Source organism: Acuticoccus sp. I52.16.1 (assembly GCF_022865125.1).
GTDB lineage: Bacteria > Pseudomonadota > Alphaproteobacteria > Rhizobiales > Amorphaceae > Acuticoccus.
In genome coordinates this window covers 1,606,509-1,631,667 of sequence record NZ_CP094828.1, presented here as the reverse complement: position 1 = coordinate 1,631,667, position 25,159 = coordinate 1,606,509, and the positions used below count along the sequence as shown (strand labels likewise).

At 70.2% G+C, this 25,159-nt stretch carries 18 protein-coding genes; 7 read left to right on the top strand and 11 right to left on the bottom strand.

The genetic code is table 11. The annotated features are described in order from the left end of the window. Positions 1 to 257 precede the first annotated feature (257 nt). Positions 258 to 1,922: a choline dehydrogenase gene (gene betA, locus MRB58_RS07370; protein ID WP_244781081.1), complete on the top strand. Its 1,665-nt coding sequence runs from the start codon at positions 258 to 260 to the stop codon at positions 1,920 to 1,922. On the opposite strand, the gene MRB58_RS07365 is transcribed toward betA, so the two are convergent. Beyond that, positions 1,891 to 2,571: a CDP-alcohol phosphatidyltransferase family protein gene (locus MRB58_RS07365; RefSeq protein ID WP_256461708.1), complete on the bottom strand. Its 681-nt coding sequence runs from the start codon at positions 2,569 to 2,571 to the stop codon at positions 1,891 to 1,893. The genes betA and MRB58_RS07365 overlap by 32 nt on opposite strands. 190 nt (positions 2,572 to 2,761) lie before the next feature. Between MRB58_RS07365 and apaG the strand changes: the two genes are divergently transcribed. Further along, entirely contained in the window at positions 2,762 to 3,154 is a 393-nt protein-coding gene (gene apaG / locus MRB58_RS07360) for a Co2+/Mg2+ efflux protein ApaG (protein ID WP_244781079.1), read from the top strand. Positions 3,155 to 3,208: 54 nt separating this feature from the next. On the opposite strand, the gene MRB58_RS07355 is transcribed toward apaG, so the two are convergent. Beyond that, positions 3,209 to 3,631, bottom strand: coding sequence for a tellurite resistance TerB family protein (locus tag MRB58_RS07355; RefSeq protein ID WP_244781078.1), 423 nt, complete (start codon positions 3,629 to 3,631; stop codon positions 3,209 to 3,211). A gap of 476 nt (positions 3,632 to 4,107) precedes the next feature. Here MRB58_RS07355 and MRB58_RS07350 point away from each other — a divergent pair, with 476 nt between their 5' ends. Then, complete coding sequence (locus tag MRB58_RS07350; RefSeq protein WP_244781077.1) at positions 4,108 to 5,667, top strand: lysine--tRNA ligase; 1,560 nt, start codon at positions 4,108 to 4,110, stop codon at positions 5,665 to 5,667. 44 nt (positions 5,668 to 5,711) lie between these two features. Here the strand turns inward: MRB58_RS07350 and MRB58_RS07345 are convergent, their stop codons facing one another. Further along, positions 5,712 to 7,745 carry a bifunctional UDP-sugar hydrolase/5'-nucleotidase gene (locus MRB58_RS07345; RefSeq protein WP_244781076.1) on the bottom strand — a complete coding sequence of 678 codons (2,034 nt, stop codon included), beginning with the start codon at positions 7,743 to 7,745 and terminating at the stop codon, positions 5,712 to 5,714. Between the two features lie 141 nt (positions 7,746 to 7,886). Beyond that, complete coding sequence (locus MRB58_RS07340) at positions 7,887 to 10,529, bottom strand: 5'-nucleotidase C-terminal domain-containing protein (RefSeq protein WP_244781075.1); 2,643 nt, start codon at positions 10,527 to 10,529, stop codon at positions 7,887 to 7,889. A gap of 233 nt (positions 10,530 to 10,762) precedes the next feature. Between MRB58_RS07340 and MRB58_RS07335 the strand changes: the two genes are divergently transcribed. Then, positions 10,763 to 12,412, top strand: coding sequence for a hypothetical protein (locus MRB58_RS07335; RefSeq protein WP_244781073.1), 1,650 nt, complete (start codon positions 10,763 to 10,765; stop codon positions 12,410 to 12,412). Between the two features lie 53 nt (positions 12,413 to 12,465). On the opposite strand, the gene MRB58_RS07330 is transcribed toward MRB58_RS07335, so the two are convergent. The 3 genes from MRB58_RS07330 to MRB58_RS07320 form a co-directional block, all read right to left on the bottom strand. Then, entirely contained in the window at positions 12,466 to 12,714 is a 249-nt protein-coding gene (locus MRB58_RS07330) for a hypothetical protein (RefSeq protein ID WP_244781072.1), read from the bottom strand. Between the two features lie 178 nt (positions 12,715 to 12,892). After that, positions 12,893 to 13,120, bottom strand: coding sequence for a hypothetical protein (locus MRB58_RS07325; RefSeq protein WP_244781071.1), 228 nt, complete (start codon positions 13,118 to 13,120; stop codon positions 12,893 to 12,895). Positions 13,121 to 13,224: 104 nt separating this feature from the next. Further along, the gene (locus MRB58_RS07320; RefSeq protein WP_244781070.1) at positions 13,225 to 14,004 is read right to left on the bottom strand and encodes an SDR family NAD(P)-dependent oxidoreductase; all 780 of its coding nucleotides are present in this window, start codon (positions 14,002 to 14,004) and stop codon (positions 13,225 to 13,227) included. Positions 14,005 to 14,121: 117 nt separating this feature from the next. On the opposite strand from MRB58_RS07320, the gene MRB58_RS07315 reads away from it, so the two are divergent. Beyond that, positions 14,122 to 14,652 (top strand): YbaK/EbsC family protein, encoded by a 531-nt coding sequence (locus MRB58_RS07315; RefSeq protein WP_244781069.1) that lies wholly within the window; start codon positions 14,122 to 14,124, stop codon positions 14,650 to 14,652. Continuing rightward, entirely contained in the window at positions 14,652 to 16,703 is a 2,052-nt protein-coding gene (gene uvrC, locus MRB58_RS07310; RefSeq protein ID WP_244781068.1) for an excinuclease ABC subunit UvrC, read from the top strand. Before MRB58_RS07315 ends, uvrC begins: the two co-directional genes overlap by 1 nt. Before the next feature lies 1 nt (position 16,704). Here the strand turns inward: uvrC and lepB are convergent, their stop codons facing one another. Then, complete coding sequence (lepB, locus tag MRB58_RS07305) at positions 16,705 to 17,379, bottom strand: signal peptidase I (protein WP_244781067.1); 675 nt, start codon at positions 17,377 to 17,379, stop codon at positions 16,705 to 16,707. Further along, positions 17,376 to 18,203 carry a lytic transglycosylase domain-containing protein gene (locus MRB58_RS07300; protein WP_244781066.1) on the bottom strand — a complete coding sequence of 276 codons (828 nt, stop codon included), beginning with the start codon at positions 18,201 to 18,203 and terminating at the stop codon, positions 17,376 to 17,378. The genes lepB and MRB58_RS07300 overlap by 4 nt, the downstream gene beginning before the upstream one ends. A 57-nt stretch (positions 18,204 to 18,260) precedes the next feature. On the opposite strand from MRB58_RS07300, the gene MRB58_RS07295 reads away from it, so the two are divergent. Then, complete coding sequence (locus MRB58_RS07295; protein WP_244781065.1) at positions 18,261 to 19,115, top strand: PhzF family phenazine biosynthesis protein; 855 nt, start codon at positions 18,261 to 18,263, stop codon at positions 19,113 to 19,115. 179 nt (positions 19,116 to 19,294) lie between these two features. Here MRB58_RS07295 and MRB58_RS07290 read toward each other — a convergent pair whose 3' ends face one another. Both MRB58_RS07290 and MRB58_RS07285 read right to left on the bottom strand, forming a co-directional pair. After that, entirely contained in the window at positions 19,295 to 22,015 is a 2,721-nt protein-coding gene (locus tag MRB58_RS07290; protein WP_244781064.1) for a hypothetical protein, read from the bottom strand. Between the two features lie 399 nt (positions 22,016 to 22,414). Then, complete coding sequence (locus MRB58_RS07285; protein ID WP_244781063.1) at positions 22,415 to 25,153, bottom strand: cellulose biosynthesis cyclic di-GMP-binding regulatory protein BcsB; 2,739 nt, start codon at positions 25,151 to 25,153, stop codon at positions 22,415 to 22,417. Between the last annotated feature and the right edge of the window lie 6 nt (positions 25,154 to 25,159).

The following is a 25,159-nucleotide window of genomic DNA, read 5'->3' as shown; positions in this document are numbered from 1 at the left end:
TCGTGCCGCCGGCGGCCCGCTGCCGCGGTGAGCCTCGGTAGCGAGGGCGTTCCTCCCTCGCGCTCCCCCCATCTCGCCGATGGGCAGGCGTTCAGGTCGGACGGCCGCTGAAGAAGCGGCCCCCCGATCTGAACACCTGGACAAGCCTGCGCCGGGGTCCGGGCGCGTCAAGGGTTCGCTTCGCCGCTTCGCGCCCTTGACCCGCCCGCACCCCGGCACGCCGTGCCAGCCGGCAGCCAGAGTCTCGGAGGTCTTGCATGGAAGCCGATTTCGTCATCGTGGGGTCCGGGTCCGCCGGCGCCGCGCTCGCCTCGCGCCTGTCCGAGGACGGCCGCCACCGCGTCGTCGTCGTCGAGTACGGCGGCACCGATATCGGGCCGTTCATCCAGATGCCGGCCGCGCTGTCCTACCCCATGAACATGGCCCGCTACGACTGGGGGTTCGTCTCCGAGCCGGAGCCGCACCTCGGCGGGCGCCGCCTGGTCACGCCTCGCGGCAAGGTGATCGGCGGGTCGTCGTCGGTGAACGGCATGGTTTACGTCCGCGGCCACGCCAAGGATTACGATCACTGGCAGGATGAGGGCGCCACCGGCTGGGGCTATGCCGACGTGCTGCCGTACTTCAAGCGCATGGAGAATTGGCACGACGGCGGCCATGGCGGCGATCCGGCCTGGCGCGGCACCGACGGGCCGCTCCACGTCACCCGCGGCCCGCGCCGGAACCCGCTGTTCGCGGCGTTCGTCGAGGCCGGCAAGCAGGCCGGCTTCGAGCTCACGCCCGACTATAACGGCGAAAAGCAGGAGGGCTTCGGGCCGATGGAGCAGACGGTCTGGAACGGCCGCCGCTGGTCCACCGCCAATGCCTACCTCAAGCCTGCCCTGAAGCGTGACAACCTGACCCTGGAGCGCGGCCTCGCGCGCCGCGTGGTGTTCGAGGACGGGCGCGCCGTCGGCGTCGAGATCGCCCGCGGGGACTGGGCGGTCGAGGTGATCCGCGCGCGGCGCGAGGTGATCCTCGCCGCCTCGTCGATCAACTCGCCCAAGCTCCTCATGCTCTCCGGCATCGGGCCGGCCGCTCACCTCGCCGAGCACGGCATCGCGGTGCGCGCCGACCGGCCCGGCGTCGGCGCCAACCTTCAGGATCATCTGGAGGTCTATATTCAGCAGGCGGCCACGCAGCCGATCACGCTGTACAAGCACTGGAACCTTCTCGGAAAGGCGCTGGCCGGGGCCGAGTGGCTGTTCTTCAAGACCGGGCTCGGCGCCTCCAACCAGTTCGAGAGCGCGGCCTTCCTGCGCTCGGCGCCCGGCGTCGAGTATCCGGACATCCAGTACCATTTCCTGCCCATCGCCGTGCGCTACGACGGCAAGGCCGCGGCCGAGGGGCACGGCTTCCAGGCCCACGTCGGGCCGATGCGCTCGCCCTCGCGCGGGTCGGTCACCTTGAAGAGCGCCGATCCCGAGGAGGCCCCGCGCATCCTCTTCAACTACATGTCCACCGAGGCGGACTGGCGGGACTTCCGTCACTGCGTGCGCCTCACGCGCGAGATCTTCGCTCAGGCGGCGTTCGATCCCTACCGGGGCAAGGAGATCCAGCCCGGCGCCGCGCTGCGGAGCGACGACGAGATCGACGGGTTCATCCGCGAGCATGCCGAGAGCGCCTACCACCCCTGCGGCACCTGCCGCATGGGCCGCGCCGACGACCCGGCCGCGGTCGTCGACCCCGAGTGCCGGGTGATCGGCGTGGAGGGGCTGCGCGTGGTGGATTCCTCGATCTTCCCGCGCATCACCAACGGCAACCTCAACGGCCCGTCGATCATGGTGGGCGAGAAGGCGGCGGACCTGATTCTCGGCCGCCCGCCGCTCGCGGCCGAGAATGCCGCGCCCTGGATCAACCCGCGCTGGGAGACGTCGGATCGGTGACCGGCGGCGCGGGGCCTGCGAGGGCGTCCGGGTCGTCGTCCAGCACCGACAGGCTGTCCCACACCGCATAGACCCGCGCCCCCGCCGACGCGAAGCACACGAGCGCGAAGAGGAAGGCGATCCACACGAAGAACGAGGGGACGAGCACCATCAGGACGAAGACCGCGATCGTCTCCGCCCCCTCGGCGAGCCCGGCGAAGTAGTAGATGGTCTTCTTGCCCTGATCGTCGGTCGTGAGGTCCAATTCGGCCGCCACCGCGGCGAAGCCGAGGAATGTGGCGCCGTTGGCGTAGAAGCTCGCCAGGAGCACCGCCGCGGCGAGCGCGTTGCGCTCCGGGTCGTACAGCGCGAAGGCCAGCGGGATCGCCCCGTAGAAGAAGAAGTCGAACACGATGTCGAGGAAGCCGCCGAGCTTGGTCGCGCCCTGCTGGCGCGCCAGCGCACCGTCCAGCCCGTCGGCCAGGCGATTGGCCACGATGGCGACCAGCGCCAGGCCGAACCCCCCGAAAAAAATGGCGAGCGCCGCACAGAATCCGAACACCGCGCCGACAACGGTAACTTGGTTCGCTGTCAGCGGAAGCGGACGAAGACGACGCGCCGCCCAGTTCAACGGCGGATCAATGATCGTCCGAAGCTGGGAGTCATACATCGTATCTGTCTTTTCTGGCGTCGAGGACAGTGTCGCGACCGACGATGATGATAGGGATTGTCACGTGCCATGAGCAATACACGGAAAGGTTTCTTTCCATGTGTGGCATGACTCATATTTACCTAACCGCGAAACCGATCGACACCCCTCGTGAGCATTCCGCCGCCTGGCCCGACGCTATCCCTCGAATATGTACAAAGCCACGACGCAATCCATCGAAGTCGAAGTCGAGCCGACGTACCTGTCGGAGCACTCGGCGCCCGAGTTGCGCCGCTACGTTTGGGCCTATTCGGTGACCATCACCAATCTCGGCGGCGAGACCGTGCGGCTGCGGCGTCGCCACTGGACGATCACCGATTCCAACGGGGACGTGCAGGAGGTGGACGGGGCCGGCGTCGTCGGCGAGCAGCCGCAACTGGAGCCGGGCGAGAGCTTTTCCTACACCTCAGGTTGTCCGCTGACGACGCCGTCGGGCTTCATGGTCGGCCGATACGAGATGGAGCGCGCCGACGGGTCGAGTTTTCTGGTGGATGTCCCCGCTTTTTCGCTCGACCTTCCGAACACCCGCTCGTCGGTCAACTGAGCGGCGCGGCGAGGGCCGGCGCGTGGGGTCGGGGCCCGTGAGGCCCCGCCGGGATCAGCTGGCCTGGATGGTGCGGTGGCGGGCGCGGGCGCCCCGCTCGAGCGCGGCGACGATCAGCTTCTCGAGGCCGAGGCGGTCGCGCAGCATGGCGAGGAAACGCAGCTCCTCCTGCTGGATGCGCAGGTCCGCCGCCGCGACCTCGACCGCCAGCGCATAGGCGGTTTCGTGCAGGTACTTGGGCACGCAGGTCGCGATCAGGTCCAGCACCGTGTCCAGGCCGTCGTCCTCCTGCAGGATCTCGCCGCAGGTCTCGGCCAGGTGCACCAGGCGCTCGGAATCGAAGTCGCGGAACACCGGCACCGTCTCGACGATCTCACCGATCCGTTTCAGCTCCGAATCGGTCATCGTACGGTCGACGGCGGACATCGTGACCATGGCGAAGACCAGGGCCTCGTGATGGGAAATCGGCTGATCCATGTTCCGTCCGGTTTATTTCGAGTATTGGTTGCCCCTTAGCATCTTGATGAAGCGCACGCTACATGTGCCGTGTCGTGCCACCGGCCCGTGGCACCGGCCGCGGCCCGGCGGGCCGACACGGGCCGGCACCGTGACGTGCGAGCGGAAAAATTGCGCCGGCGCGACACGGCATTTGCACCGCCGCGGGTTGAGTATTGGCCCAAGTGACGGCAACAGAGAGGGACGCGCCGCGCCCGTCGCCGCGGTCGTCCGGCTCGTCGGCCGGGGACACCGCAGCACTTCCGATGCGCCGGTCGCGATCCTCAATTCTTATCGGACGATGCCATGATCACGCGGACCAACACCCGGAGCCCTGACGAGCCGATCCTCCACGGTTCGAAAAAAGCCGAACGCGTGTCGGTCCGTCCGCTGGCGCCGCGAGCGCCTGTGATCCTGGTTCCCTCGGCGGCGACGTCCGCCCATCACGGAGGCCCGCAATGAGCGCCGCCGCACAGAACGCCCGCGCCTGGCCCTTCGAGGAGGCGAAGAAGGTCGTCCAGCGTCTCGGCGGCGAGGACCGCCCCGCGATCTTCGAGACCGGGTACGGCCCGTCCGGCCTGCCGCACATCGGCACCTTCGGCGAGGTGGCCCGCACCACGATGGTGCGGCGCGCCTACGAAGCGCTGACCGACGGTGCGCCGACGCGCCTGATCGCCTTCTCGGACGACATGGACGGGATGCGCAAGATTCCGCCGACGCTGCCCAACCAGGAGATGCTGCAGCCGTTCCTCGGCCAGCCGCTGACCGACGTACCCGACCCGTTCGGCACGCACCAGAGCTTCGCGCACCACAACAACGCCCGTCTTCGCGCCTTCCTGGACGATTTCGGCTTCGAGTACGAGTTCGTCTCGTCCACCGAGATGTATCGCTCCGGCGCCTTCGACGCGGCGTTGCTGGCGATGCTCGCCGCCTACGACAAGGTGATGGAGATCATGCTCCCGACCCTCGGCCCGGAGCGGCGCGCCACCTACTCGCCCTTCCTGCCGATCCACCCCGAGACCCGCGTCGTCGAGCAGGTGCCGCTGATCGCGCGCGACGTCGACGCCGGGACGATCACCTGGACGGACGCGAACGGCAAGACGTTCGAGACCCCGGTCACGGGCGGCCACGCGAAGTTGCAGTGGAAGGCCGACTGGGCGATGCGGTGGTACGCGCTCGAGGTCGACTACGAGATGGCCGGCAAGGACCTGATCGACTCGGTGACGCAGTCGTCCAAGATCTGCCGCGCGATGGGGGGCACCCCGCCGGCCGGCTTCAACTACGAACTCTTCCTCGACGAGAAGGGCGAGAAGATCTCCAAGACCAAGGGCAACGGCCTCGCGGTGGAGGAGTGGCTGACGTACGCCTCGCCGGAGAGCCTCAGCCTCTTCATGTTCCAGAAGCCGAAGACCGCCAAGCGGCTCTACTTCGACATCATCCCCAAGGCGGTGGACGAGTACTTCACCTTCGCGGCGAAGTATGCGGACGAGGACGAGGCGAAGCGGCTGGAGAATCCGGTCTGGCATATCAAGGGCGCGCCGGAGACCGCGCGCGGCACGCCGATCTCGTTCGCGATGCTGCTCAACCTCGTCTCGGCTTCCAACTCGCAGAGCCGGGACGTGCTTTGGGGTTTCATCTCGCGCTACGCGCCGGGGGCGACGCCGCAGACCGAGCCGGAGCTCGACCAGCTCGTCGGCTACGCGATCCGCTACTTCGCGGACTTCGTGGCGCCGGCGAAGACCTTCCGCGCGCCGACGCCGGTGGAGCGGCAGGCGATGGAGGAGCTGTCGGCGCGTCTGGACGGGATGGAGGGCGCCTCCGCCGAGGACATCCAGAACGAGGTCTACGAGGTCGGCAAGGCCCACTTCGAGCAGCTTCGCGAGTGGTTCGGCGCGCTCTACCAGGTGCTGCTCGGCCAAGAGCAGGGCCCGCGCTTCGGCTCGTTCGTCGCCCTCTACGGCGTGCCGGAGACGCGCGCGATGATCGACACCGCGCTGCGTCGCGACGCCGCCGAGTAGACGGGCGCCGGCCCGCGTGGGCGGCGCCCGGCTCCTTCACGCGGCTACCTGGCGAGCGCGTTGCGGATGCGCTCGTCCTCGCCGGCCGGCGTGTCGGCCATGTCGACCGGGGTGCCGAGGCTGGCGAGGTATTCCGCCAGCGCGTCCTGCTCGGTGCCGACGTTGGTGAACTGCGCCGCACCGTCGGCGATCACGTCCTTCTTCATCAGGTCGACCGGGTCGGCGAACGCGGCGTCCGCCTCGACGAAGGACGGGTAGGGGTAGCCGTCGCCGCCCGCCAGCAGGAAGCTCAGCGTCACGACGCGGATGCCGTCGGCGAACGCCTCGGCGTCGTCGGTGTAGGTACCGTCGGCGTAGATCGTCATGTCGGCCCCGTCGGGACCGGCGCCGGGGAGCGTCACCTCGGTGATGCGGCTCCCCCCGGGGGCGGCCGGGTCGAACGCGAAGGAGACGCCGGCGACCTGCGGGAAGCGGCCCTCGGCGTTGGTGGGCGTGCCGTCCTCGGCGTATGTGCTCGCCGAAATGCCGTACTCCAGGATGGCGACGAGCTGCTCGGGCGTCAGCGTCACCAGCGACAGCGCGTTGTTGAAAGCCAGCACCTGCTGGATCTCCAGCTCCGAGATCTTCTCGTCGTCGAGCGGGATCGAGGCGCGGATGCCACCGCCGTTCTTCAGCGAGACGAGCACCGTTTCGTTCGTCAGCGCCTTGGCGGCGGCGAGGTTGGCGTCGGCCGTCAGATTGCCGAGGTTGGTCTCCTCGGTGCGCACGCCCGGTGCGCGGTCGCCGTTCAGCGGCACCGCGAGGTCGGCGTAGAAGGTCGCGCCCGAGGTGGTCAGCACCGCGTCCGCCAGCGCCGTCACCAACCCCTCGACCGCGCTGCCGGCGGTGGAACCGGCGATCGCGCTGTCGAGGTCGGGTGCGCCGGTCACGGCGAGCACGCCCGCCTCGTCCGTGGCGTAGGCACCGGAGACGGCGGGGTCGATCGTGCCGGGTAGAAGGCGGCCCTCCTCGTCGAAGCCGACCACCAGGCGGCCGACGTAAGAGTATTGCCCGTCGGTCGAGACGATGGCGACGTCGTTACCGGCGGCGTCCTTGGTGAGGATCGGGTAGGGGCCTTGCGCCTCGTGGCGCTCGCGCAGCGTGTCGGTCGCGTCGGCGAGGCGCGTGTCGGAGCCGCCGGCGATGAAGATGTCCACCCCGGTCACCATGCCCGCCAGCTGCTCCTCCAGCGCGATCTGCTGCAGGTGCGAGGTGACGATGATCCGGGTGACGCCCTTCTCGGCCAGCTCGTCGACCACCGGCTGCAGCACGGCGGCGAGCGCCTCCATGTTGTTCCAGGTCGGCTCGGTGGTGACGTCGTCCTCGATCGTGTTGGGGTCGCCGCCGGGGGAGGAGATGGTCGACAGGAGCGGCGTGGTGAGGCCGATGACGCCGTACTGCGCACCGCCCGCCTCCAGGATCGCGTAGGGCGCGATGGTCCCGGCGCCGCTTTCGCCGACCCCGAGGCCGAGGTCCTGGTGCACCGGCGCCAGCGCGCTGTCCCGCCCGACGACCAGGTTGGCCGAAAGGAGGGGGAACAGCGCCCCGGTCCACGTGTCGCGCTCGGCGATGATGTCGACCAGCGGCACCTGGCCGAAATCGAACTCGTGATTGCCGAGCGCCGAGGCGTCGAAGCCGATGACGTTCATGATCGCGACGTCGAACCGGCCGATCGCCGTCTCGAGGCCGGACGCGTCGATCCCGGCGGCGGCCATCGCCTCGTCGAGCGCGGAATCGAGCGCCATCTTCACGCGCGGATTGGGCGCGCCGGCCGCGTTCGAGAAGGGGCTCGGGATGAAGTTGTCGCCGGCCGAGATGACCAGGGTCGCCTCGTTCGCCGAGCGCAGCGCGTCGACGATGGTCGCGAAGTTGGGCGCATTCTCGACCGCCCCGGCGTTACCTTCGAGATCCGAGGCGTGCAGCAGCTGGAGCGTCACCTGCGGCGCGGCCCCCTGGCCGAGCGCGGGACCGAGAGAGCCGAGCGTCGCGCACAACGTCGCCCCGAGTGTCGTGCCGATCGCGGACAGTTTCGCGGACATGGGAGCCTTTCCGTTGCACCTCGACGAGTGTCGCGCTCCGTGCCGCCGCTGTCCACATGAAGACGAAAATTCGCACCCGGCGATTGGACACGAAAAAAGGGGGCCGGAGCCCCCTCTTCGGTGCTGCGCCGTGCGCCTCGCTCAGGCGGCGAGGTCGATGTCCATCGCGCCCGGCACCGCCAGGTTGACGATGCGCGTGTCGAGGTCGGCCGACGTATCGACGATGGCGACGTCGTTGGTGGGGTCGGCATCGACGCCGTGGTTGGCGATGAGGTACTCGGCGAGCGCGTCCTGCTCGGTGCCGACGTTGGTGAACTGCGCCTCGCCGTCGGCGATCACCTGGTCGTCGAAGAGGTCGACCCGGTTCGCGTTCGCGAGGTCGGCGAAGGGGTAGCCGTCGCCGCCGCCGGCGAGGAAGTTCAGCGTCACGGTGCGGATCGAGCCGAGGCTCTCGCCCGCCGCCGTCAGCACGCCGTCGTCGAGGATCTGCACGTCCTCGCCGTTCGCACCCGCTCCCTCGACGATCACGTCGACGATGCGCGCGCCCTCAGGCTGCGCCGGGTCGAACGAGAAGCGCACGCCGGCGACCTGCGGGAAGCGGCCCTGCGCGTTGGTCGGCTCGCCGTTTGCGTCGTACTCGCTGCCTGAGACGCCGTGCTCGAGCGCGGCCACCAGCTCCTCGGGCGTGAGGGAGATGAGCGACAGCGTGTTGTTGAACGCCAGCACCTGCTGCACTTCCAGCTCGGAGATGACGCCGTCGCCGAGCGGGATCGACGCGCGGATGCCGCCGCCGTTCTTGATCGACACCAGCACGTCCTCGCCGGTCATGGCGTCGGCGTAGGCGAGGTTGGCGTCGGCGGTGAGGTTGCCGAGGTTGGTCTCCTCGGTGCGAACGCCCGGCTCGCGCTCGCCGTTGAGGTCGACCGCCTGGTCGGCGAAGAAGTTCTGCCCGGAGGTGACGAGGACCGCGCCGTCGATGGTCTGCGTCAGCGCCTGCACGGCGGAACCCGCCTCGGACGCGGCGATCGCCTCCTCCAGCGTCTCGGCGCCGGTCACGTCGAGCACGCCCTGCGCATCGGTGATGTAGGCGCCGGAGACGGCCGCGTCGATCGACGAGGCGATGAGGTTGCCGCCCGCGTCGAAGTCCACCACCAGGCGGCCCACGTAGGAGTATTGTCCGTCGGTCGACAGGATGGCGACGTCGTTGCCGCCGGCGTCCTTGGCGATGACGGGATAGTCGGCGGCCGCCTCGTCGTCCTCGCCCAGGCGGTCGGTCGCATCGGCGACGATCGTGTCGGACCCGCCGGCGAGGTAGATGTCGACGCCGTCGAGGAGGGTGGCGAGTTCGTTCTCCAGCGCGAACTGCTGCAGATGCGAGGCGAGGATGATCTTGTTGACGCCCTGCGCCTCCAGCGCGTCGACGATCGGCTGGATCACCGCCGCGAGCGCGGCCATGTCGTCCGCCCCCGGCGCGGCGTTGACGTCGTCGTTCGGGTTGTTCGGATCGCCGAAGGTGGACGAGACCTGCTCCAGGAGCTGCGTCGTCGCGCCGATGACGCCGAACGTCTCGCCGTTCTGCTCCAGGATGGCGTACGGCGCGATCACGCCGTCGCCGCTCTCGTCGGCCGCGACGCCGTCCACGTCGAGCAGCGGCGACAGGACGCTCTCGCTCTCGAACTCGAGGTTGGCCGAAAGGTAGGGGAAGAGCGCGCCGGTCCACGTGTCGTCCGCGGTGGTCGCGGTGCCGTTGGTCTCGGCGCCGACGATGCGGGCGAGCTGCGCCTGGCCGAAGTCGAACTCGTGGTTGCCGAGGGCCGAGGCGTCGAAGCCGATCGCGTTCATGATGGCGACGTCGAAGCGGCCCTTGTCGGTCTCGAGCGCGGCATAGGTGTCGCCGGTGGCGCCCGACAGCACGTCGTTCAGGACCGCGTTGAGCTGGGCCTGGACCGCCGGATCCGCCGCGCCGGCCGCGTTGGAGAACGGGCTCGGGATGAAGTTGTCGCCCGAGGAGAGGACGAGCGTGGTCTCGTACTCGCCGCGCAGCGCGTCGACGATGGTGGCGAAGTTCGGCGCCGCGTCGACGGCATCCGCGTTGCCTTCGAGGTCGGAGGCGTGGAGGAGTTGCAGCGTCGTCGTCGCGCCCGCGTCCTCGCCGGAGACGGTGTTGCCGGCCGCGTCCTCGATCGTCTCGACACCTTGGACGAGGTGACGCGCGCTGCCGTCCTTGGCGACGAGGATCGTCAGGCCGTCCCGCGTCGCGAACGAGTAGTCCGAGAGGAGGCCGTCGACGACGAGCTTGTCCTCGCCTGATCCGCCGTTGACGAAGTTGCGCCCGGTGCCGACGGTGACGAGGTCGTCGCCCGCGCCGCCGCGCAGCCGGTCGGTGCCGGCCTCGCCGCTGATCGTGTCGTCACCGTCGCCGCCCAGCACGAGGTCGTTGCCGTTGCCGCCGGAGACGATATCGTCGCCGATGTGACCGCGCACGGTGTCGTTGCCGTTGCCGCCGAGGACCACGTCGTCGCCGGCGCGGCCGTTGACGAGGTCGGCACGAGGGCCGCCGGCGAGCGCGTCGTCGGCCGTGTTGCCGAGGATCGTGTCGGCGCCGTTGCTACCATAGTAGTAGCCGGCCTGGGCGATGGGCGAGTCCGCCACCGGGGCGGCGACGGTGTAGCTGTCGCGCCCGTAGGAGCCGAGCACGAGGTCCGGCAGCTCCATCTGGAGCGCCTCGACGATCTGCAATAGCCGACCAATGTCGGAGTATTGGCTTTCCTGGAACTGTTCCACCGCGCGCTCCCGCAAACAAAGGGTCCGAGGCGCTGGCCGTAGCTGCGGGATTTGACACGGGGACTACGGTTGAATGACAGGTTGATGAATTAGCGGGCACTTCAACCAAAGCTGTGCCGGGCAAAATGGCGACATCTGGTCGGCATGTGAGGATCGTATGGGCAGGTGGATCGACAAGTTAGACCCTGGTGGTCGATAAACCGAATCATGCTGGCCGAAAGGAGCACTGTCTTATGACCGTCCGCAGTCCCGCCATCGTCGTTCTGATCCTCGTTACGATCGTGAGTCTCGGTGCTGGCATCTACTATTGGAGCCAATCCCAGGAGCTTCAGGCGGCTCTGAGCGCCGCCCGCACGAACGCAGGAACCGAACAGACCCGGCTGACCTCCGAACTGGAGGCCCTGCGCTCCGAGAATGGCGCACTGAGCGATGTGAAGTCCGCCATCGAGGCCGCCAACGGCGAGCGCGACACGCTGACGGAGGCCGTCGCTGCCTTGACCGAAGAGCAGTCGACGTTGACCGAAGGCATCGCCGAGGCCGAGGGCACCCTCGAGGCGCGCCGTGCCACGCAGGACGAGCTGTCGGCCGCGATCGACAAGCTCACCGCCGCGCTGGAGCGCGCCGAGGCCGCCACCACCGAAGCCGAGGGCGACCTCGAGACGGTGACCGCCGATGTCGCCACGACGCGCGACAGCCTGACTGCGCTGACGGCCGAGACCGCCGCCGCGACCGACGAGCGCGACGGGCTGCTGGCCGACATCGCGACCGCGAAGGAGACCCTCGCCAAGCTCGAGGCCGACACCGCGACCGCGAGCGACACGCGCGACGAGCTCATGGCCGCGATCGACACCGCGGCCGGCGACCTCGCCGACATCGAGGCCGAGACCAAGGAGGCCGCCGCGACCCGCAAGGCCACCGCGAGCGAATTGGACGAGACGGCGGCCGAGCTGGAGACGGTGAAGGCCGACCTTGCCACCGCGACGCGCGCGCGGGACGAGGCGAGCGCGGCGGTGCAGGCGGCCCAGGCCGAGCTTGCCTCGGTGCAGGCCGAGGCCGACGCGGCGGCGGCCGCGCGCGACGAGGCGGCCGACGCGCTGGCCGCGGCCGAGCGTGACGCCGAGGCGGTGCGCGCCGAGATCGCCACCCTGACCGGTGAGCGCGACACGATGCAGGCCGCGGTGGCGGACGCCGAGGCGGCCCTGACGGCGGCGGAGGAGAAGGTCGCGGCGGCGCAAGAAGAGCTCGGTGTGATCGACAGCCAGGTCGCCGATGCGGAGGACGCACACGAGGCGCTCCAGGGCGAGATCGCCACGCTGACGAGCGCGCGCGAGGAGGCGACCACCGCCCGCGAGGCGGCCGTGGCGGCGCAGGAGACGGCGCAGTCCACGCTCGCCGACCTCGAGGCGTCGCAGACCGAGCTGCAGTCGCAGCTCGACGCCCTGCGCAGCGACGTCGCGACGCTGACGGCCGAGCGCGACGGCGCGTCCGCCGACGCCGAGGCGTTGCAGGCCCGCCTGTCCGACCTAACGTCCGAGGTGGCGGAGCTGTCCACCGAGCGCGCGACGATGGAGAAGGTCGTCGACGAGCTGACCGAGGCGCGCACTTCGCTGGACGACACGGTGTCCTCGCTGAAGACGGACCGCGCGTCGCAACAGGAGAGCCTCGACGCGCTCGGCTCCCAGCGCGAGGAGCTGCAAAGCGCGATCGCCCGGCTGGAAGAGAACCGCACCGCGCTGCAGGAGCAGATCGCTTCCGGCATGGCCGACCTGGAGGCGCTGCGCGCCCAGATCACCGCGCGCCAGAGCGAAGCCGCCGACGCGCCGGCCCAAGCGCCGGCCCAAGCGTCGCCCCCGGCGACGACCGAGCCGGCGACGGCGCAGTAAGACGAGGCGGGTGGGGCCGCCTCAGGCCTCGCCCGCCCGCCGGACCCGAGCCGTCAGCGCTCTGCCTGCGGGCCGACGCCGGCGGCGCTGGCGGCGAAGACGAGTCCCAGTTCGTGCGCACCGAGTGCGATGGCGGCGTCCGCGGCGTAGGCTCGCGGGTCCGCCACCGCGGCCGGCGGGGCCTTCGCGAAGGCGGATGCCAACGCCTGCGAGGGGAGTGGGGCGGCATAGGCCGCCACTTGCGCCACGACCGCCATCAGGCTGATGGCCATGGCGATGATTGCGGCGATGAGGGTCTTCATCTGATGTATCCTCCGGTCGATGACCGGAAGATGCGCCGGGCCTGCCGGGGGCGCTGTGACCGCCGTCACAGCGCCGGCGCCCTCCGCGCGAATCGTGCGCTACGACACGAACCGCCCGGTTGTCAGCACTCTGGCCCGCGCCGTGCCCGCAGCGGTCCGGCGCGCGCCCTCGCCGGAGTCAGAGGGTGAAGCCGCCCCGGTCCAGCGGGCGGATGAAGCTCTCGCGGGTGCGGTCCAGCACCTGTTGCAGATGATTGAAGATGTGATCGATCTCCTCCTCCGTATAGGCATAGGAGTTGGGGTTCGACAGGTTCCGCACGCGGCGCAGGGTCGTCTCGACGTTCCGAACGCGGCGTACGGCAGCGTCGCGAAACTTGTCGTGCCGCTCAATTTTTTCCGTCAGCATCAGACTTCCGCCTTTGTTGAACATGTCGTGCTACCGTAAATTACAAAAATACGCGCCCAACGTCAATCATAGATTGCATTTCGAGGCAGTTTGATTGACCCCCGTCAGATTTCGATGCTGCCCACCGCGCCGCCGTCTACGCGCCAGTTCGCCCCGGTCACGAAGCTCGCCAGCTCCGAACAAAGCAGCGCGATCACCGGGGCGACCTCGTCCGGCTTGCCGCGCCGTTTCAATCCCAGGTAGGGCCGCTGCTCGGCGAGGAAGGCCTCGATCGCCTCCTCCTTGCCGACACCGCGTTTCGCGGCCTCCTTCTCCATCATGCCGTCCGTCATCGGCGTCTCGATGAAGGCGGGGGCGACGCAGTTGGCAAGGAGCCCTTTGCCCGAATGTGCCATGGAGACCGACTTGGCGAAGCTCGCCAGTCCCACCTTGGCGACGTTGTAGACCGTCTCGTCCGGGTAGGGTTGCGCCGCGTTTTCCGAGGTGATGAACACCATTCGCCCCCAGCCGCGCGCGATCATCGCCGGTCCGTAGAGCCGGGCGACGCGTACGCCGGACATGAAGTCGGTCTGATGCGCCTCGTCCCAGTCGGCGTCCGTCATCGCCAGCGGGTCGCCCTTGGACCCGGTGACGCCGGCGGCATGGACCAGGATGTCGACGTCGCCGGTGGCACGGTAGAGCGCCTCGGCGCCGGGGGTGGAGGCAAGGTCCGCCGGCGCGGCGCGTGCGCCCAGCGCCTCGGCGGTCGCGGCGAGCTCGGCTTCGTCGATGTCGCTGAGCCAGACGGTGACACCGGCCTCCACCAGGCGCCGGGCGGCCGCCGCGCCCAGGCCCCCGCTGCCGCCCGTCACCAGCGCCGTCTTTCCGTCGATCCCGAGGTCCATGATCGCACTCCGTGGCCTTGTTTCGCGTTGCGGTGAAATTGCGGATCAGCGGTGATCGTTCCGTGCCGGGCGCATCCGGCGATTGCGGCGCAGGCAGCGGGACGCCAGATTGGGGCCATGAGTGAGCCTGCAGATCCGACCCGCCCGGCCGCCCCGCCCTCCGAGCCGGGCACCGCGCCCCCCAAGGCCTCGATCGACCGTGTGGCCGCCGACGCGCGCCGCCTCGGCCTCGCCATCGAGATCCGCCGCATGGACGCCTCCACCCGCACCGCTGCCGAGGCGGCGACCGCCTGCGGCTGCGACGTCGCGCAGATCGTCAAGTCGCTGGTCTTCGGCAGTGGCGAGGGATTGCTGCTGCTGCTGGTGTCGGGCGCCCACAATGCGGACCTCGCCGCGGTCGCGGCCCGCATCGGGCGGCCGCTGGAGCGCTGCGACGCACGCCGCGTGCGCGAGGTGACGGGCTTCGCCATCGGCGGCGTCGCCCCCATCGGCCACCTGACGCACCTGCCCGTCGTCATGGACGAGGCGCTGCTGGCGCACTCGGTGGTGTGGTGCGCCGCGGGCCGGCCGGACAGCGTCTTCTCCGTCGCGCCCGAGGCTTTGCGCGACGCGCTCGGCGCCGAGGTCGTCTCGGTGGTGGCGGGTTGATGGGCGACGACGCGGACCTCACCTCGGAGGCGTTCGCCGACGCGGTCGTCGCGGTCGACCTTCCGACGCGAGCGCGCGAGACGCACTCCAGCGCCGAGCGCCGCGCCGCCGGCATCGAGGAGGTGCGCTTCCGCCGCACGCGGATCGAGAAGACCGGGTTCGATCTCATCGCCGAGACGGTCAAGCGGCTCCCCAATGCGCCCGGCGTCTATCGCATGCTCGACGATGCCGGCGACGTCCTCTACGTGGGCAAGGCGCGCAGCCTGAAGAAGCGCGTCGTCAGCTATTCGCGGCCGACGGGGCTCTCCTCGCGCCTCATGTCGATGGTCAACCGTACCGTCGCGATGGAGTTCGTCACCACGCAGACCGAGACCGAGGCGCTGCTCCTCGAAGCGAACCTCATCAAGCGCTTCCGGCCGCGCTACAACGTGCTGCTGCGGGACGACAAGTCGTTCCCCTACATCCTGCTGACCGGCGACCACGAGGCGCCGCAGATCATCAAGCACCGCGGCGCCCACTCGCGAAAGGGCGACTATTACGGCCCGTTCGCCTCCGCCGGCGCGGTGGATCGGACGATCAACGCGCTGCAGAAGGCGTTCCTCATCCGCTCCTGCACCGACGCCGTCTACGAGCAGCGCACCCGGCCGTGCCTGCTCTACCAGATCAAACGCTGCTCGGGCCCCTGCACCAAGGAGATCGCCATCGACGACTATGCCGGGCTGGTCGGCGAGGCGAAGGCGTTCCTGACCGGCAAGTCGAAAGCGATCCGCAAGCGCCTCGGCGCCGAGATGGAGGAAGCCGCCGAGGCGCTGGAGTTCGAGCGTGCGGCCCGCATCCGCGACCGCCTCGCCGCGCTCTCCCACGTCGACAGTCACCAGGGGATCAACACCCAGGGGATCGAGGAGGCCGACGTCTTCGCCGTGCACCAGGAGGGCGGGGAGACGTGCGTGCAGGTGTTCTTCTTCCGCACCGGGCAGAACTGGGGCAACCGCGCCTACTACCCGCGCGACGAGGGGCTGGAGGCGGACGCCGTGCTCGAAGCCTTCCTCGCCCAGTTCTACGACGACAAGCCCGTGCCGCGGATGATCCTCCTGTCGCACGAGGTGCCGGACCGCGACCTCCTGGCGCTCGCCTTCTCCGAGAAGGCGGCGCGCAAGGTCGAGGTCGCGGTGCCGCAGCGGGGTGCCAAGAAGGAGCTGGTCGACCACGCGGCCGCCAACGCGCGCGAGGCGCTGGGGCGACGTCTCGCCGAGAAGTCGAGCCAGGGCAAGCTGCTGGCGGGCCTCGGCGAGACGTTCGGTCTGGAGCGCACGCCGCGCCGGATCGAGGTCTACGACAACTCCCACATCATGGGCACCAACGCGGTCGGCGGGATGATCGTCGCCGGGCCGGAGGGGTTCTCCAAGCCGCACTACCGCAAGTTCAACATCAAGTCCGAGGACCTGACCCCGGGCGACGACTTCGGCATGATGAAGGAGGTGCTGACGCGCCGCTTCTCACGCCTCCTCAAGGAAGCGCCGCGCGAGGCGCCGGACGGTGAGGCCGTCACCGACGACGACGGGGCCGACGAAGGGACGCTCGGCCCCTGGCCCGACCTGGTGCTGATCGACGGTGGCGCCGGCCAGCTCACCGCCGCGCACGCAGTGCTCGACGCGCTGGGCATCACCGACGTGCCGCTGGTGGGTGTCGCCAAGGGCGTCGACCGCGACGCGGGGCGCGAGGAGTTCCACCGCCGCGGCCACCAACCGTTCCGCCTGCCGCCGCGCGACCCGGTGCTCTACTTCATCCAGCGCCTGCGCGACGAGGCGCACCGCTTCGCCATCGGCGCCCACCGTGCCAAGCGCAAGAAGGCGCTGACGGCCAACCCGCTGGACGACATCGCCGGCATCGGCGCCGCCCGCAAGCGCGCGCTGCTGAAACATTTCGGCACGGCCAAGGCGGTGGCCAAGGCGGGGATCGACGATCTGGTCGCCGTCGACGGGATTTCCGAAAGCGTCGCCAAGCGGGTCTACGACCACTTCCACGCCGAGCACGCGCCCGCCTCACGTTGAGCTATCGCGGGACCTTCGTCACCGTCGTGACCGGGCCGACGATCTGATCCAGCGCGATGAAGCCGGGTCCCGTTTCCATCACGCGGCTGTCGATCCCGTTGTCGCGATTGTCGGCGAGGCCGAAGACGTGACCCGCGGGGACGGTGCGCTCGGGCATGAAGTCGAGCATGCCGTCGACCAGCACGTCGAGCACCTCGTAGCGCGCACCATTGGGCAGCGTCTCGGCGAGGCGGGGGACGCGGCAGGCGTCGCCTCGCGGCTCGGGGCAGCGCGTCGCCGGCACCGCGTCCGCCGTGTCGAGCGGGGCCAGCCTCTCGGTCGCGATCGGCGTCCCGTCGATCGAGACGCGCCCGCCGTGGAGGCTGATCGTCTGCCCGCCGGTGGCGACGATGCGGGTGAGGTAGATGGTGCCGTCCTGATCGTCCCGGCGGTAGGCGACGACGTCGCCCGGCTTCACCGCCGCGCGTGCCGCCGCGCCGCGGTCCACCACCAGACACGCGCGCGGTGCGATGTTGGGCATCATCGAGGCGCCGGACGAGCGGAACGCCTCGCTGTCGCCCAGGAAGCAGGTGAGGCACATGCAGGGCTGGGCGACGGCCGCCGGTGTGCCGAGGGCCGTCGACGTGGCGAGGGCCGCCAGCGCGGTGAGGTGGCGGGCTCGCCCGAGCCGCCTCACTGGGCGATTTCGGAGGCGAGGCGTGCGATGGTCTGCTTGTAGACGTCGGCCCGGTTCCACTTGCCGATCACGTTGTAGTTCGCGGTCCCCGGCCCCCACGGCTGTCCGCGCTGCCAGCCGTTCCTGGAGAACCAGTTGGCGGTCGAGGCCAGCACGTCAGGCACCGAGCGCATGAGGTCGCGCTTGCCGTTGCCGTCGTAGTCGACCGCGTAGTTCAGGTAGCGCTCGGCGAGGAACTGCGTCTGCCCGATCTCGCCGGCCCAGGCGCCGACCATCTCGTTCGCCCGCATGTCGCCCCGGTCGATGATCTTGAGCGCCGCCATCAGCTCGGCGGTGAAGAACTCGGACCGGCGGCAGTCGTAGGAGAGCGTCGCCAGCGAGCGGATGATGGGGAGGTTGCCGTTGTTGCTGCCGAAGCCGGTCTCCAGCGCCCACACCGCGACCACCAGCGCCGAAGGCACGCCGTAGCGCTGCTCGATGGAACTCATCATCACCCGATTGTCGCGGATGAAGGAGCGCCCCCTCTGGATCATCGCGTTGTTCACGCGGCGGGCCCAGAACTGGTCGAACGAGAGCTTGAACGATTTCTGGTTGCGGTCGTAGCCGATGACGCGCTTCGAGTAGGTGACGCCCGCCAGCGCCTGGTCCACCGTCCGCTGGCGGATCCCCGCCGCGACGGCTTCGCGCTTGAACTGCCCCACCCAGGTGTTGAAGCCGCCCGGTCCGTTGCCACACTGGGCGGCCACGGCACCGCCGGCGACGCCCAGGCCGAGCGCGAGGCCCAGGCCGATGGCCAGGGAAGGAGCGAGGATGGTCCGGATCATCGGGTCTCTCCGCGAAGGTGATGCTAAAGGGATAACGAACTGACGCAGGACATGCGCATGCGACCGTACGACATTCTCGACGTGTTCACCGCGACGCCGCTCGCCGGCAATCCGCTCGCCGTGGTCCATCAGGCGGACGGATTGTCCACCGAACGGATGCAGGCGATCGCGGCCGAATTCAACCTGTCGGAAACGATCTTCCTGAGCGAGCCGGCCGGCGGCGTCGTTCCGGCCCGCATCTTCACCCCTCGCGAGGAGTTCGCCTTCGCCGGACATCCCACGGTCGGCGGGTCGATCGCGCTGGCGCTGCGCAACGGGACGCGCGAGGTCGTGTTGCAGGTGCCCGCGGGCCGCGTCGAAGTGTCCATCACCGGCGACGCCGTACGCCGCGCCACGTTGGCCGCGCCCCTCCCGGCGGCCGAGTTCGTCGACCTCCCGGTCGAGGCTCTCGCCCGCCTCGTCGACCTCGCGCCCGACGATATCGTGACCGAGGTCTACCGCCCCGCGCTGCTGCGCGGCGGACCGGGGTTCGTCGCCGTCCCGCTGCGCAGCCCGAAGGTGTTGGCGGCGGCGCGGTACGTCGAGGCCCACGCCGGCGTGCTGGAGGGGCTGCCCAAGCAGGTCTATCTCGTCGCCAAGGGGCCGGACGGGTTCCGCACGCGCATGTTCGCACCGGCGGCCGGCGTGGCGGAGGACCCCGCGACCGGCGCGGCGGCGGTATGCCTCGCCGCTCTCATCAATCTCGCCGAGGGGCCCGGCGACGGCACCCACGCCGTCGACATCGTCCAAGGCGTCGAGATGGGGCGCCCGTCCCGGATCGGCATCGTGGCGGAGGTGGCCGGCGGCGCGTTGCAGCGCGTGACGCTTTCCGGAGAGGCGGTGTTGGTGGCGCAGGGGTCGCTGCTCGTCTGACCGCGGACCGCCGGCGATGCGCCGACAGAGAGACCACGCCAGGGCGCCGTGAGGGCCGCTACCGTGCACGCGGTGGCGCCTGGCGGCGGGGAGTGAGCGGCGGCGCGAGCGCGGGGGCCGACGCGAAAGAGCCGGGCTCGGGGCCCGGCTCTTCTGGTGGCGTCGTGGCTGGGGGGCGCTCAGTAGCGGATGATGGCGCCGCCGATCGGCCGGTGGTTGCCCTCCGCCAGGGCGATCAAGCCGGCGCGGGTGTCGCGGGTGGAGCCCGCCTTGTCGAGCGCGCGGAAGATCTTCTCGGCCGCCGCGTAGTTGCCCGCGTCGCGGTAGGCGAAGCCCTGGAGCAGCATCAGGTCCTTTTGCAGCGGGGCGATGCGGTTGCGCTGGTCGAGGAAGTAGAGCGCCTCGACGTAGCGGCCGTCCCGGTTGGCGGCCAGGGCGCGCTGCGTCAGGATCGCGGTCTGCAACTCGGTGCGGCGCGGGCGTGACAGGGGCGCCTGCGTCGCCGCGACCGCGGCCTCCTTCGTCATGTTGCTGGCGATATAGGCCAGCGTGGAGCCGTACACGGCGTCCGCCTTGGTGCTGCTGCCGACCCGCGAACTCATCTTGGCGAGTTGGAAGGCCTGGGCCGCCTCCACCGGGCGCTTCAGCTGCAACAGGCAGAAGCCGCGGGCCGAGGCGTCCTGGGCCGACAGGCGGCCGCCGCGGATACCGTCGTCGGTGATCGCGACGCAGCGCCCGTATTGCCGCGCGGTCAGCGCCCGTTGCGCCGCGGTACCGCCGCCGCCGCCACCTCCGCCGCCGGTGGTCCGGACCACCGTGCGCGGGCGATTGACGATGTCGAACACCTTGCTGTCGGTCGCGCGTGTCGCGGTGACGCCGCCGCGCACCCGGCGGGTGACGGTGTCGCCGGTCGAGGTCAGGGCGGTGGAGGGCGTCGCCCGGCGCACCACCGGCTGCGTCGTGCCGGGCGCGACGCCACGCACCACCGGCGCGGGGCGGACAGGGGCGACCGTCACCGGAGCCGTGGTGCCGAGCGGTGGGGCGACGGTCGTCGGCGCCGGCTGCAGCGGCTCGGGCCGGACCTGCTGCTGCGACGGCGTCGGCAGCGGCAACTGCAGCTGCACCTGGCGCAGGATCGACTTGGCGGGCCGGCGGCTCGGGTCGATCACCACGGAGCGCCGCGGGATGTCGGGGCGGGCGCTGCCCTGGGGGCGGGCGGCCATGGGGCGCACCTGCGCCGCGGTGAGGGAGCCGGCCTGCGTGAAGGACACCGGGTCCTGGCTCCGCGTCTGCTGCTCGACGATCAGCTCGCGCAGGCGGCGACGCTCCTCGGGATCGCAGATCAGCGAGTCGACGCCGACCTCGTCGGTGGGATCGTCGGTGGCGCCGCTGACCGGGTCGATCGGCTCGTCGCGGCCGAGGCCGGTCGCCAGATGCTGCACCGATTCGTAGAGCGGGCCCCACTCGTCGACGACTTCCTCGAAGCCGATCTGGTCGCCCAGCCGCAGCCGCGACAGCGCCAGGCCGAACATCGCCGCCTCGGTCGGCACCCAGTTGGCCGACGAGATGAACCACTCCTCGGCGATGATGAACTGGCAGGTGTTGAAGGCGTACCAGCCCAGTGCCTGCGCACCGTTGGCGTCCCGCTGCTCGATCACCACCGGGGCGAACCGGTCCACCGCGGTCTGCTCGACGTCCTCGATCGAGGTCTCGCCGTATTCGTCCGCCGTCAGGATCGTGGCGACGGCGTCGAGGTAGGCTTCCATCAGTTCGGGCGTCTGCTCGCGCCACTGGTAGGCGACCTCGCGAGCGAGGAAGGAATCCTCGCGATCCCCCGTCGCGCGGAGGGCGACGATGTACCCCTCCGCCGCGTCCGAGCCGAGGCCATTATCGAGCGCGAAGCGGAACCACTGCGCCGCGTCGGCGGGGCTCCCCTGGCGATAGAGGTAGTAGCCCACCAGCATCGCGTCATCGAGGTTGGCGCCGGTCCGGGCGAAGTCGGCCAGCGTCTCGATCCATTCGGGGGGGACGAGCAGGCCCTGCGCGTTTTCCTGCCCGGCTTGGGCGACGAGGCCGCGGATGATGTCGAGCTGCGCGTCGGCCATCGGCGACGGCTCGCCGTCCTGCCCCGTCGGCACGTATTCGAAGAGGCGCGAGACGTAAGAGGTGTCCAGTTCCTCGGAGGCCTTTTGCAGCGTGGCGGCGCGGGTGCCGGCGTCGTCGCACGTTTCGATGACGTAGACGTAGGCGTCGTAGGCGCGCTGCGGGCGGCCGGTCTCGGCGAACGCCTCGGCGACGCGCCAGATGGAATCGGGGTCTTCGCAGGTGAGGATCTGCTCGTTGTCCTCGGCGATCTGCAGCACCTGGGCGTAGTTGCTCGCCTCGGACGCGGTGCGCAGGTTCTCGCGCGCCTCGGCCAGCACCAGCAGCGCGGCGAGGCGGGCCGGGGTCTGGAAGGTCGGATCGCGGCGCTGGCGCTCGGCGAGAAGGCGGCGCGCTTCGTCGAAGTTCTGCTCGCCGACGAGGTCGTAGATGCGTTGCAGCTCGGTGTCTTCGCCCTGCGGATCGAGGAGATCGCGCGGCGGCGTCCAACCGGGATAGAGCGCGCGCAGACGGCGCAGCTCGGCCTCCAGCCGCTCGGTGGCGCCTTCGCGGGCGAAGTAGCGCAGCGCCGCCCGGTCGGCCTCGGAGGGCTCGGCGAAGGCGTTCGCCGTCGGCAGCTGCGGGGCTTCCTGCGCGCCGGCGGAGTTGTTCAGCCGCCCGGTGATCGCCTCCCAGGGGCCGACGTCGAAGATGAAGCCGAAGGCGATGGCCGCGGCGGTGCCGACCGCGATCGGCTTGAAGGCGGGGGCCGTCGCCCATGGCGCATCGGCGCTTTTGCGTCGAAACGCAGATCTCAATCTGTTCGTCGTGCCCGAAATCGGTTCGGGCTGCGGCGGACGCAAAGCAAACGGAGGCTCGATGTCCCTGTTGTTCGTCGCGTGCTTAACCATACGCCCTCGCGAAGCTTCCGCCATTCGTCCGACTGCCCGGGCAGGCCCGATTCGATTCGTGCCTGCGTCTTCATTTGCGCGCAAGCCTGAACGAATACGGTTAACGAACGGTTGTGGGACTGGTCGGCATCGGCCCGGATCCCCCGCCGCCGTCCGGCTGGGACGGGTGCAATCCTCGGCCGGATGCAGAGCCTTGAGTCTGCTGGGAGATCTATTTGCCGGGGGTGCAGCCGACGTTGCGGCACCGGCATGCTGCCGCCCCGGAGGCCGGCACGGCCCGCACCCCGGTGCGGACCGCGCAGAAAATTAATTCTTGCGGCCCATCGGGCGGACCAGGATCCAGGTGACGAATCCCAGCAGGAAGGCCGCCACCACCAGCGCGATGGCGTAGACGCCGTTGTTGATCGAGAACCAGTTGGCCGCGATCAGCCGCATGTTGCCGAACGAGGGCGGCAGCGTCGCGATGTAGCTGACCCGCGTCGCGCGCACGGTGTCGACCTCGTTGTTCTCCAGCGTGTAGGCGGCGGCGCGTCCGCTGATCCGGTCCCACACCTCGGGGGTGGAGAGCGCGGCCAGCGAGGTCGACAGGAGGCCCGGCGTCGGCGCCGTGACCAGGGTCCAGGCGGCGGTCGAGTTGTCGGGCGAGTTGTTCTGCACCATCAGCAAAGACGCGCCGGCCGGGATGGAGCCCGGCGTCAACTCGTCCTGCGCGTCGCTGAGGAAGGAGAAGTCCAGGTCGAAGTTGAGGTTGAACGCATTGCGCACCGGACGCAGCAGGTCGCCGATCGCGCCGGCGATGCCGCCGTCGCCGCTGAGATCCTCGAACCAGTTCTGATTGTCGCCGCGGCCGGCCGACGCGGCGGGGGCGGCCGGATCGCTGAGGTTGGCGGCGCGGTTGAGCTGCGCGTCCTCCTGGCGAAGCTGGCGGCGAAGGCGGCGCAGCACCTCGTCGTACTGCTCCAGACCCTGCGGTTCCTCGGCGCCCAGGCCGCCGCCGATCGGCGAATCCCACGCCGACGGGATGACGTTCTCGGCCCCGGTCGCCTCCAGCACCGTGGTCGGAATGTCCGGCAGCGCGCCGATGACGATGAGGCCCTGGTCACGATAGGGGTCGACCTGATCGACGACGTTGAGCGTCAGCGGGGCACCGCGGCCGATGGCGATGCGGCTCATCAGCGTGCCGGCGGCGCCGATGGTGTCGAGCGCGTCGCCGCCGACCAGGACGCGCACCGGCCGGTCGTCGATCTGGTAGGGGAAGCCGTTGGCGGCGAACGAGGCGAGGTTCGGCAACTGGCCGATCCGCGCGAAGTCCGGGAAGTTCAGCCGCGTGGAGGACATGATGGCGAACCGGTCCTGCGAGGGCGCGGTCGCCCCCGGCAGGCAGGCGGTATCGTCGTCGGAGCGCAGCTCGGCGACCATCTCGATCCGGTTCACGCCCGGCTTGAACGCCTGCATGCCCAGCGAGACGGGGTAGTCGCGGAAGACGCGCCGGTCGGCCGAGGCGAAGGTCACCGAGGTCGACGAGACGCCGTTCACGTAGATGACGAGCTGGCTGTTGGGGTCGATCGAGGCCGAGTAGGCCGCGTCGAGCAGCATCTCGGCCTCGCCGTAGGCCGCGGCGTAGAAGTCCGGCGGCAGCGTCACGTTGAAGCCGGCCCGGAAGCGGCGACCGGAGAAGTCGATCGTGTCGAACCCGAGGTCGGCGAGGGTGAGGGAGGTCGACCCGTTGACCAGCGGGCCGTTCAGCTCACGGTCCCAGTTGCGCCCGGAATCGGCGGCGGACACGAACTCGGCGAGCGCGGTGTCGACGTCGCGCGCGGTCGGGCCGGTGATGACGATGGTCGGGCCGATATCGTCGTTGACGAGCTCGACGGTGGGCACCGCGTTGGCCGTCGACGGGAGGTTGCCGACGATGTCGTCGACCACGGCGGCCGGGCCCATGACGATGTTCAGCGTGCCGACGACGGGCTCCAGCTCGGTCCCCGGGGGCACCACCTCCACCAGCGGCTGGCCGAAGCGGCCGCGCAGGGCGACGGCCTGCACCACCTTCAGCATCCGGTCGACCTGCGTCGGGTTCGACGGCTGGTCCATCACCACCCGCAGCCGGGTGGCGCCGTTGGTGCCCACGCCGATGGCCGGAATATCCGGCAGGCCGGAGACGGCGTTGCCGATGCCCTGGGCGGAAAACCCGGTGAGGCGGGTGTCGATCCGCGTCCACAGCTCGTAGGTGGCGTTGACCGAACAGTCGATCCGGTGGCGCATCTCCGATTCGATGCGGAAGTTGTTCTCGCCGGCGCGCAGGAGGCCCGGCGTCACCGGCAGGGTGACGACCTTGGTGCGATCGGGCGAATCGATCGCCGTCTCCATGATCTCGCGGCCGTTGAGGTAGAGGTGCAGGCGCGAGCCTTCCGGCAGCACCAGGACGGAGTTGCTGAAGGCGAGCGACAGGGTACCGCCGCGCGCCGCCTCGGCCGCCGTGAGGTAGACGTTCCAGGAGCGCGAATCGAGTTCGCCTTCCAGGCGCAGCGTGCGTTCCGGCACGATCGGGCGGTCGACCAGCGCCTCGACATAGTCGGCGTCGCTGTCCAGCACGACGCGCAGCTCGCGCACCTCGTTGGTGGATTCGTGCAGCAGCGAGACGAGGTCGTCGCGCTGCTCCTGGCTGATCGCGTCGAGCGGCAATGCGGTGGCGCGCTGGCCGGGTGCGAGCGGCGAGATGGTGGTCGACGGCTGGATCAGCGCGGCGGGCGTGTCGTCGGGCAGGTCCGCGCTGGGTGTGCGGCCGTCGTTGTTGACGTCGAACGGGGAGGGGCGGGTGCGGGTCGCGACCGGACCGCCCCGTGCCGCGCCGGTGTTGGGGTTCTCCGGCGACAGGGTCGCCGCGGCGCCGGCCGCGCGGTTCTGCTGCTGGGTCGGCGAGGTGGTGCTCGGCAGGTCCGAGGCCTGGTTGCCGCGCAGGCTGAAGGCCGGGGCCTGGGCGTCCGCGGTGGCGACGCCCGCGACGAGTGCGACGGCGGTGGCGGTGAGGAGCAGCGAGTGGCGCATCGGCAT

Excerpts from the sequence above, each read along its gene's own strand:
- betA (WP_244781081.1), top strand. The coding sequence starts at position 258 with ATGGAAGCCGATTTCGTCATCGTGGGGTCCGGGTCCGCCGGCGCCGCG.
- MRB58_RS07365 (WP_256461708.1), bottom strand. The coding sequence starts at position 2,571 with ATGTATGACTCCCAGCTTCGGACGATCATTGATCCGCCGTTGAACTGG.
- apaG (WP_244781079.1), top strand. The coding sequence starts at position 2,762 with ATGTACAAAGCCACGACGCAATCCATCGAAGTCGAAGTCGAGCCGACG.
- MRB58_RS07355 (WP_244781078.1), bottom strand. The coding sequence starts at position 3,631 with ATGGATCAGCCGATTTCCCATCACGAGGCCCTGGTCTTCGCCATGGTC.
- MRB58_RS07350 (WP_244781077.1), top strand. The coding sequence starts at position 4,108 with ATGAGCGCCGCCGCACAGAACGCCCGCGCCTGGCCCTTCGAGGAGGCG.
- MRB58_RS07345 (WP_244781076.1), bottom strand. The coding sequence starts at position 7,745 with ATGTCCGCGAAACTGTCCGCGATCGGCACGACACTCGGGGCGACGTTG.
- MRB58_RS07335 (WP_244781073.1), top strand. The coding sequence starts at position 10,763 with ATGACCGTCCGCAGTCCCGCCATCGTCGTTCTGATCCTCGTTACGATC.
- MRB58_RS07330 (WP_244781072.1), bottom strand. The coding sequence starts at position 12,714 with ATGAAGACCCTCATCGCCGCAATCATCGCCATGGCCATCAGCCTGATG.
- MRB58_RS07325 (WP_244781071.1), bottom strand. The coding sequence starts at position 13,120 with ATGCTGACGGAAAAAATTGAGCGGCACGACAAGTTTCGCGACGCTGCC.
- MRB58_RS07320 (WP_244781070.1), bottom strand. The coding sequence starts at position 14,004 with ATGGACCTCGGGATCGACGGAAAGACGGCGCTGGTGACGGGCGGCAGC.
- MRB58_RS07315 (WP_244781069.1), top strand. The coding sequence starts at position 14,122 with ATGAGTGAGCCTGCAGATCCGACCCGCCCGGCCGCCCCGCCCTCCGAG.
- uvrC (WP_244781068.1), top strand. The coding sequence starts at position 14,652 with ATGGGCGACGACGCGGACCTCACCTCGGAGGCGTTCGCCGACGCGGTC.
- MRB58_RS07300 (WP_244781066.1), bottom strand. The coding sequence starts at position 18,203 with ATGATCCGGACCATCCTCGCTCCTTCCCTGGCCATCGGCCTGGGCCTC.
- MRB58_RS07295 (WP_244781065.1), top strand. The coding sequence starts at position 18,261 with ATGCGACCGTACGACATTCTCGACGTGTTCACCGCGACGCCGCTCGCC.
- MRB58_RS07285 (WP_244781063.1), bottom strand. The coding sequence starts at position 25,153 with ATGCGCCACTCGCTGCTCCTCACCGCCACCGCCGTCGCACTCGTCGCG.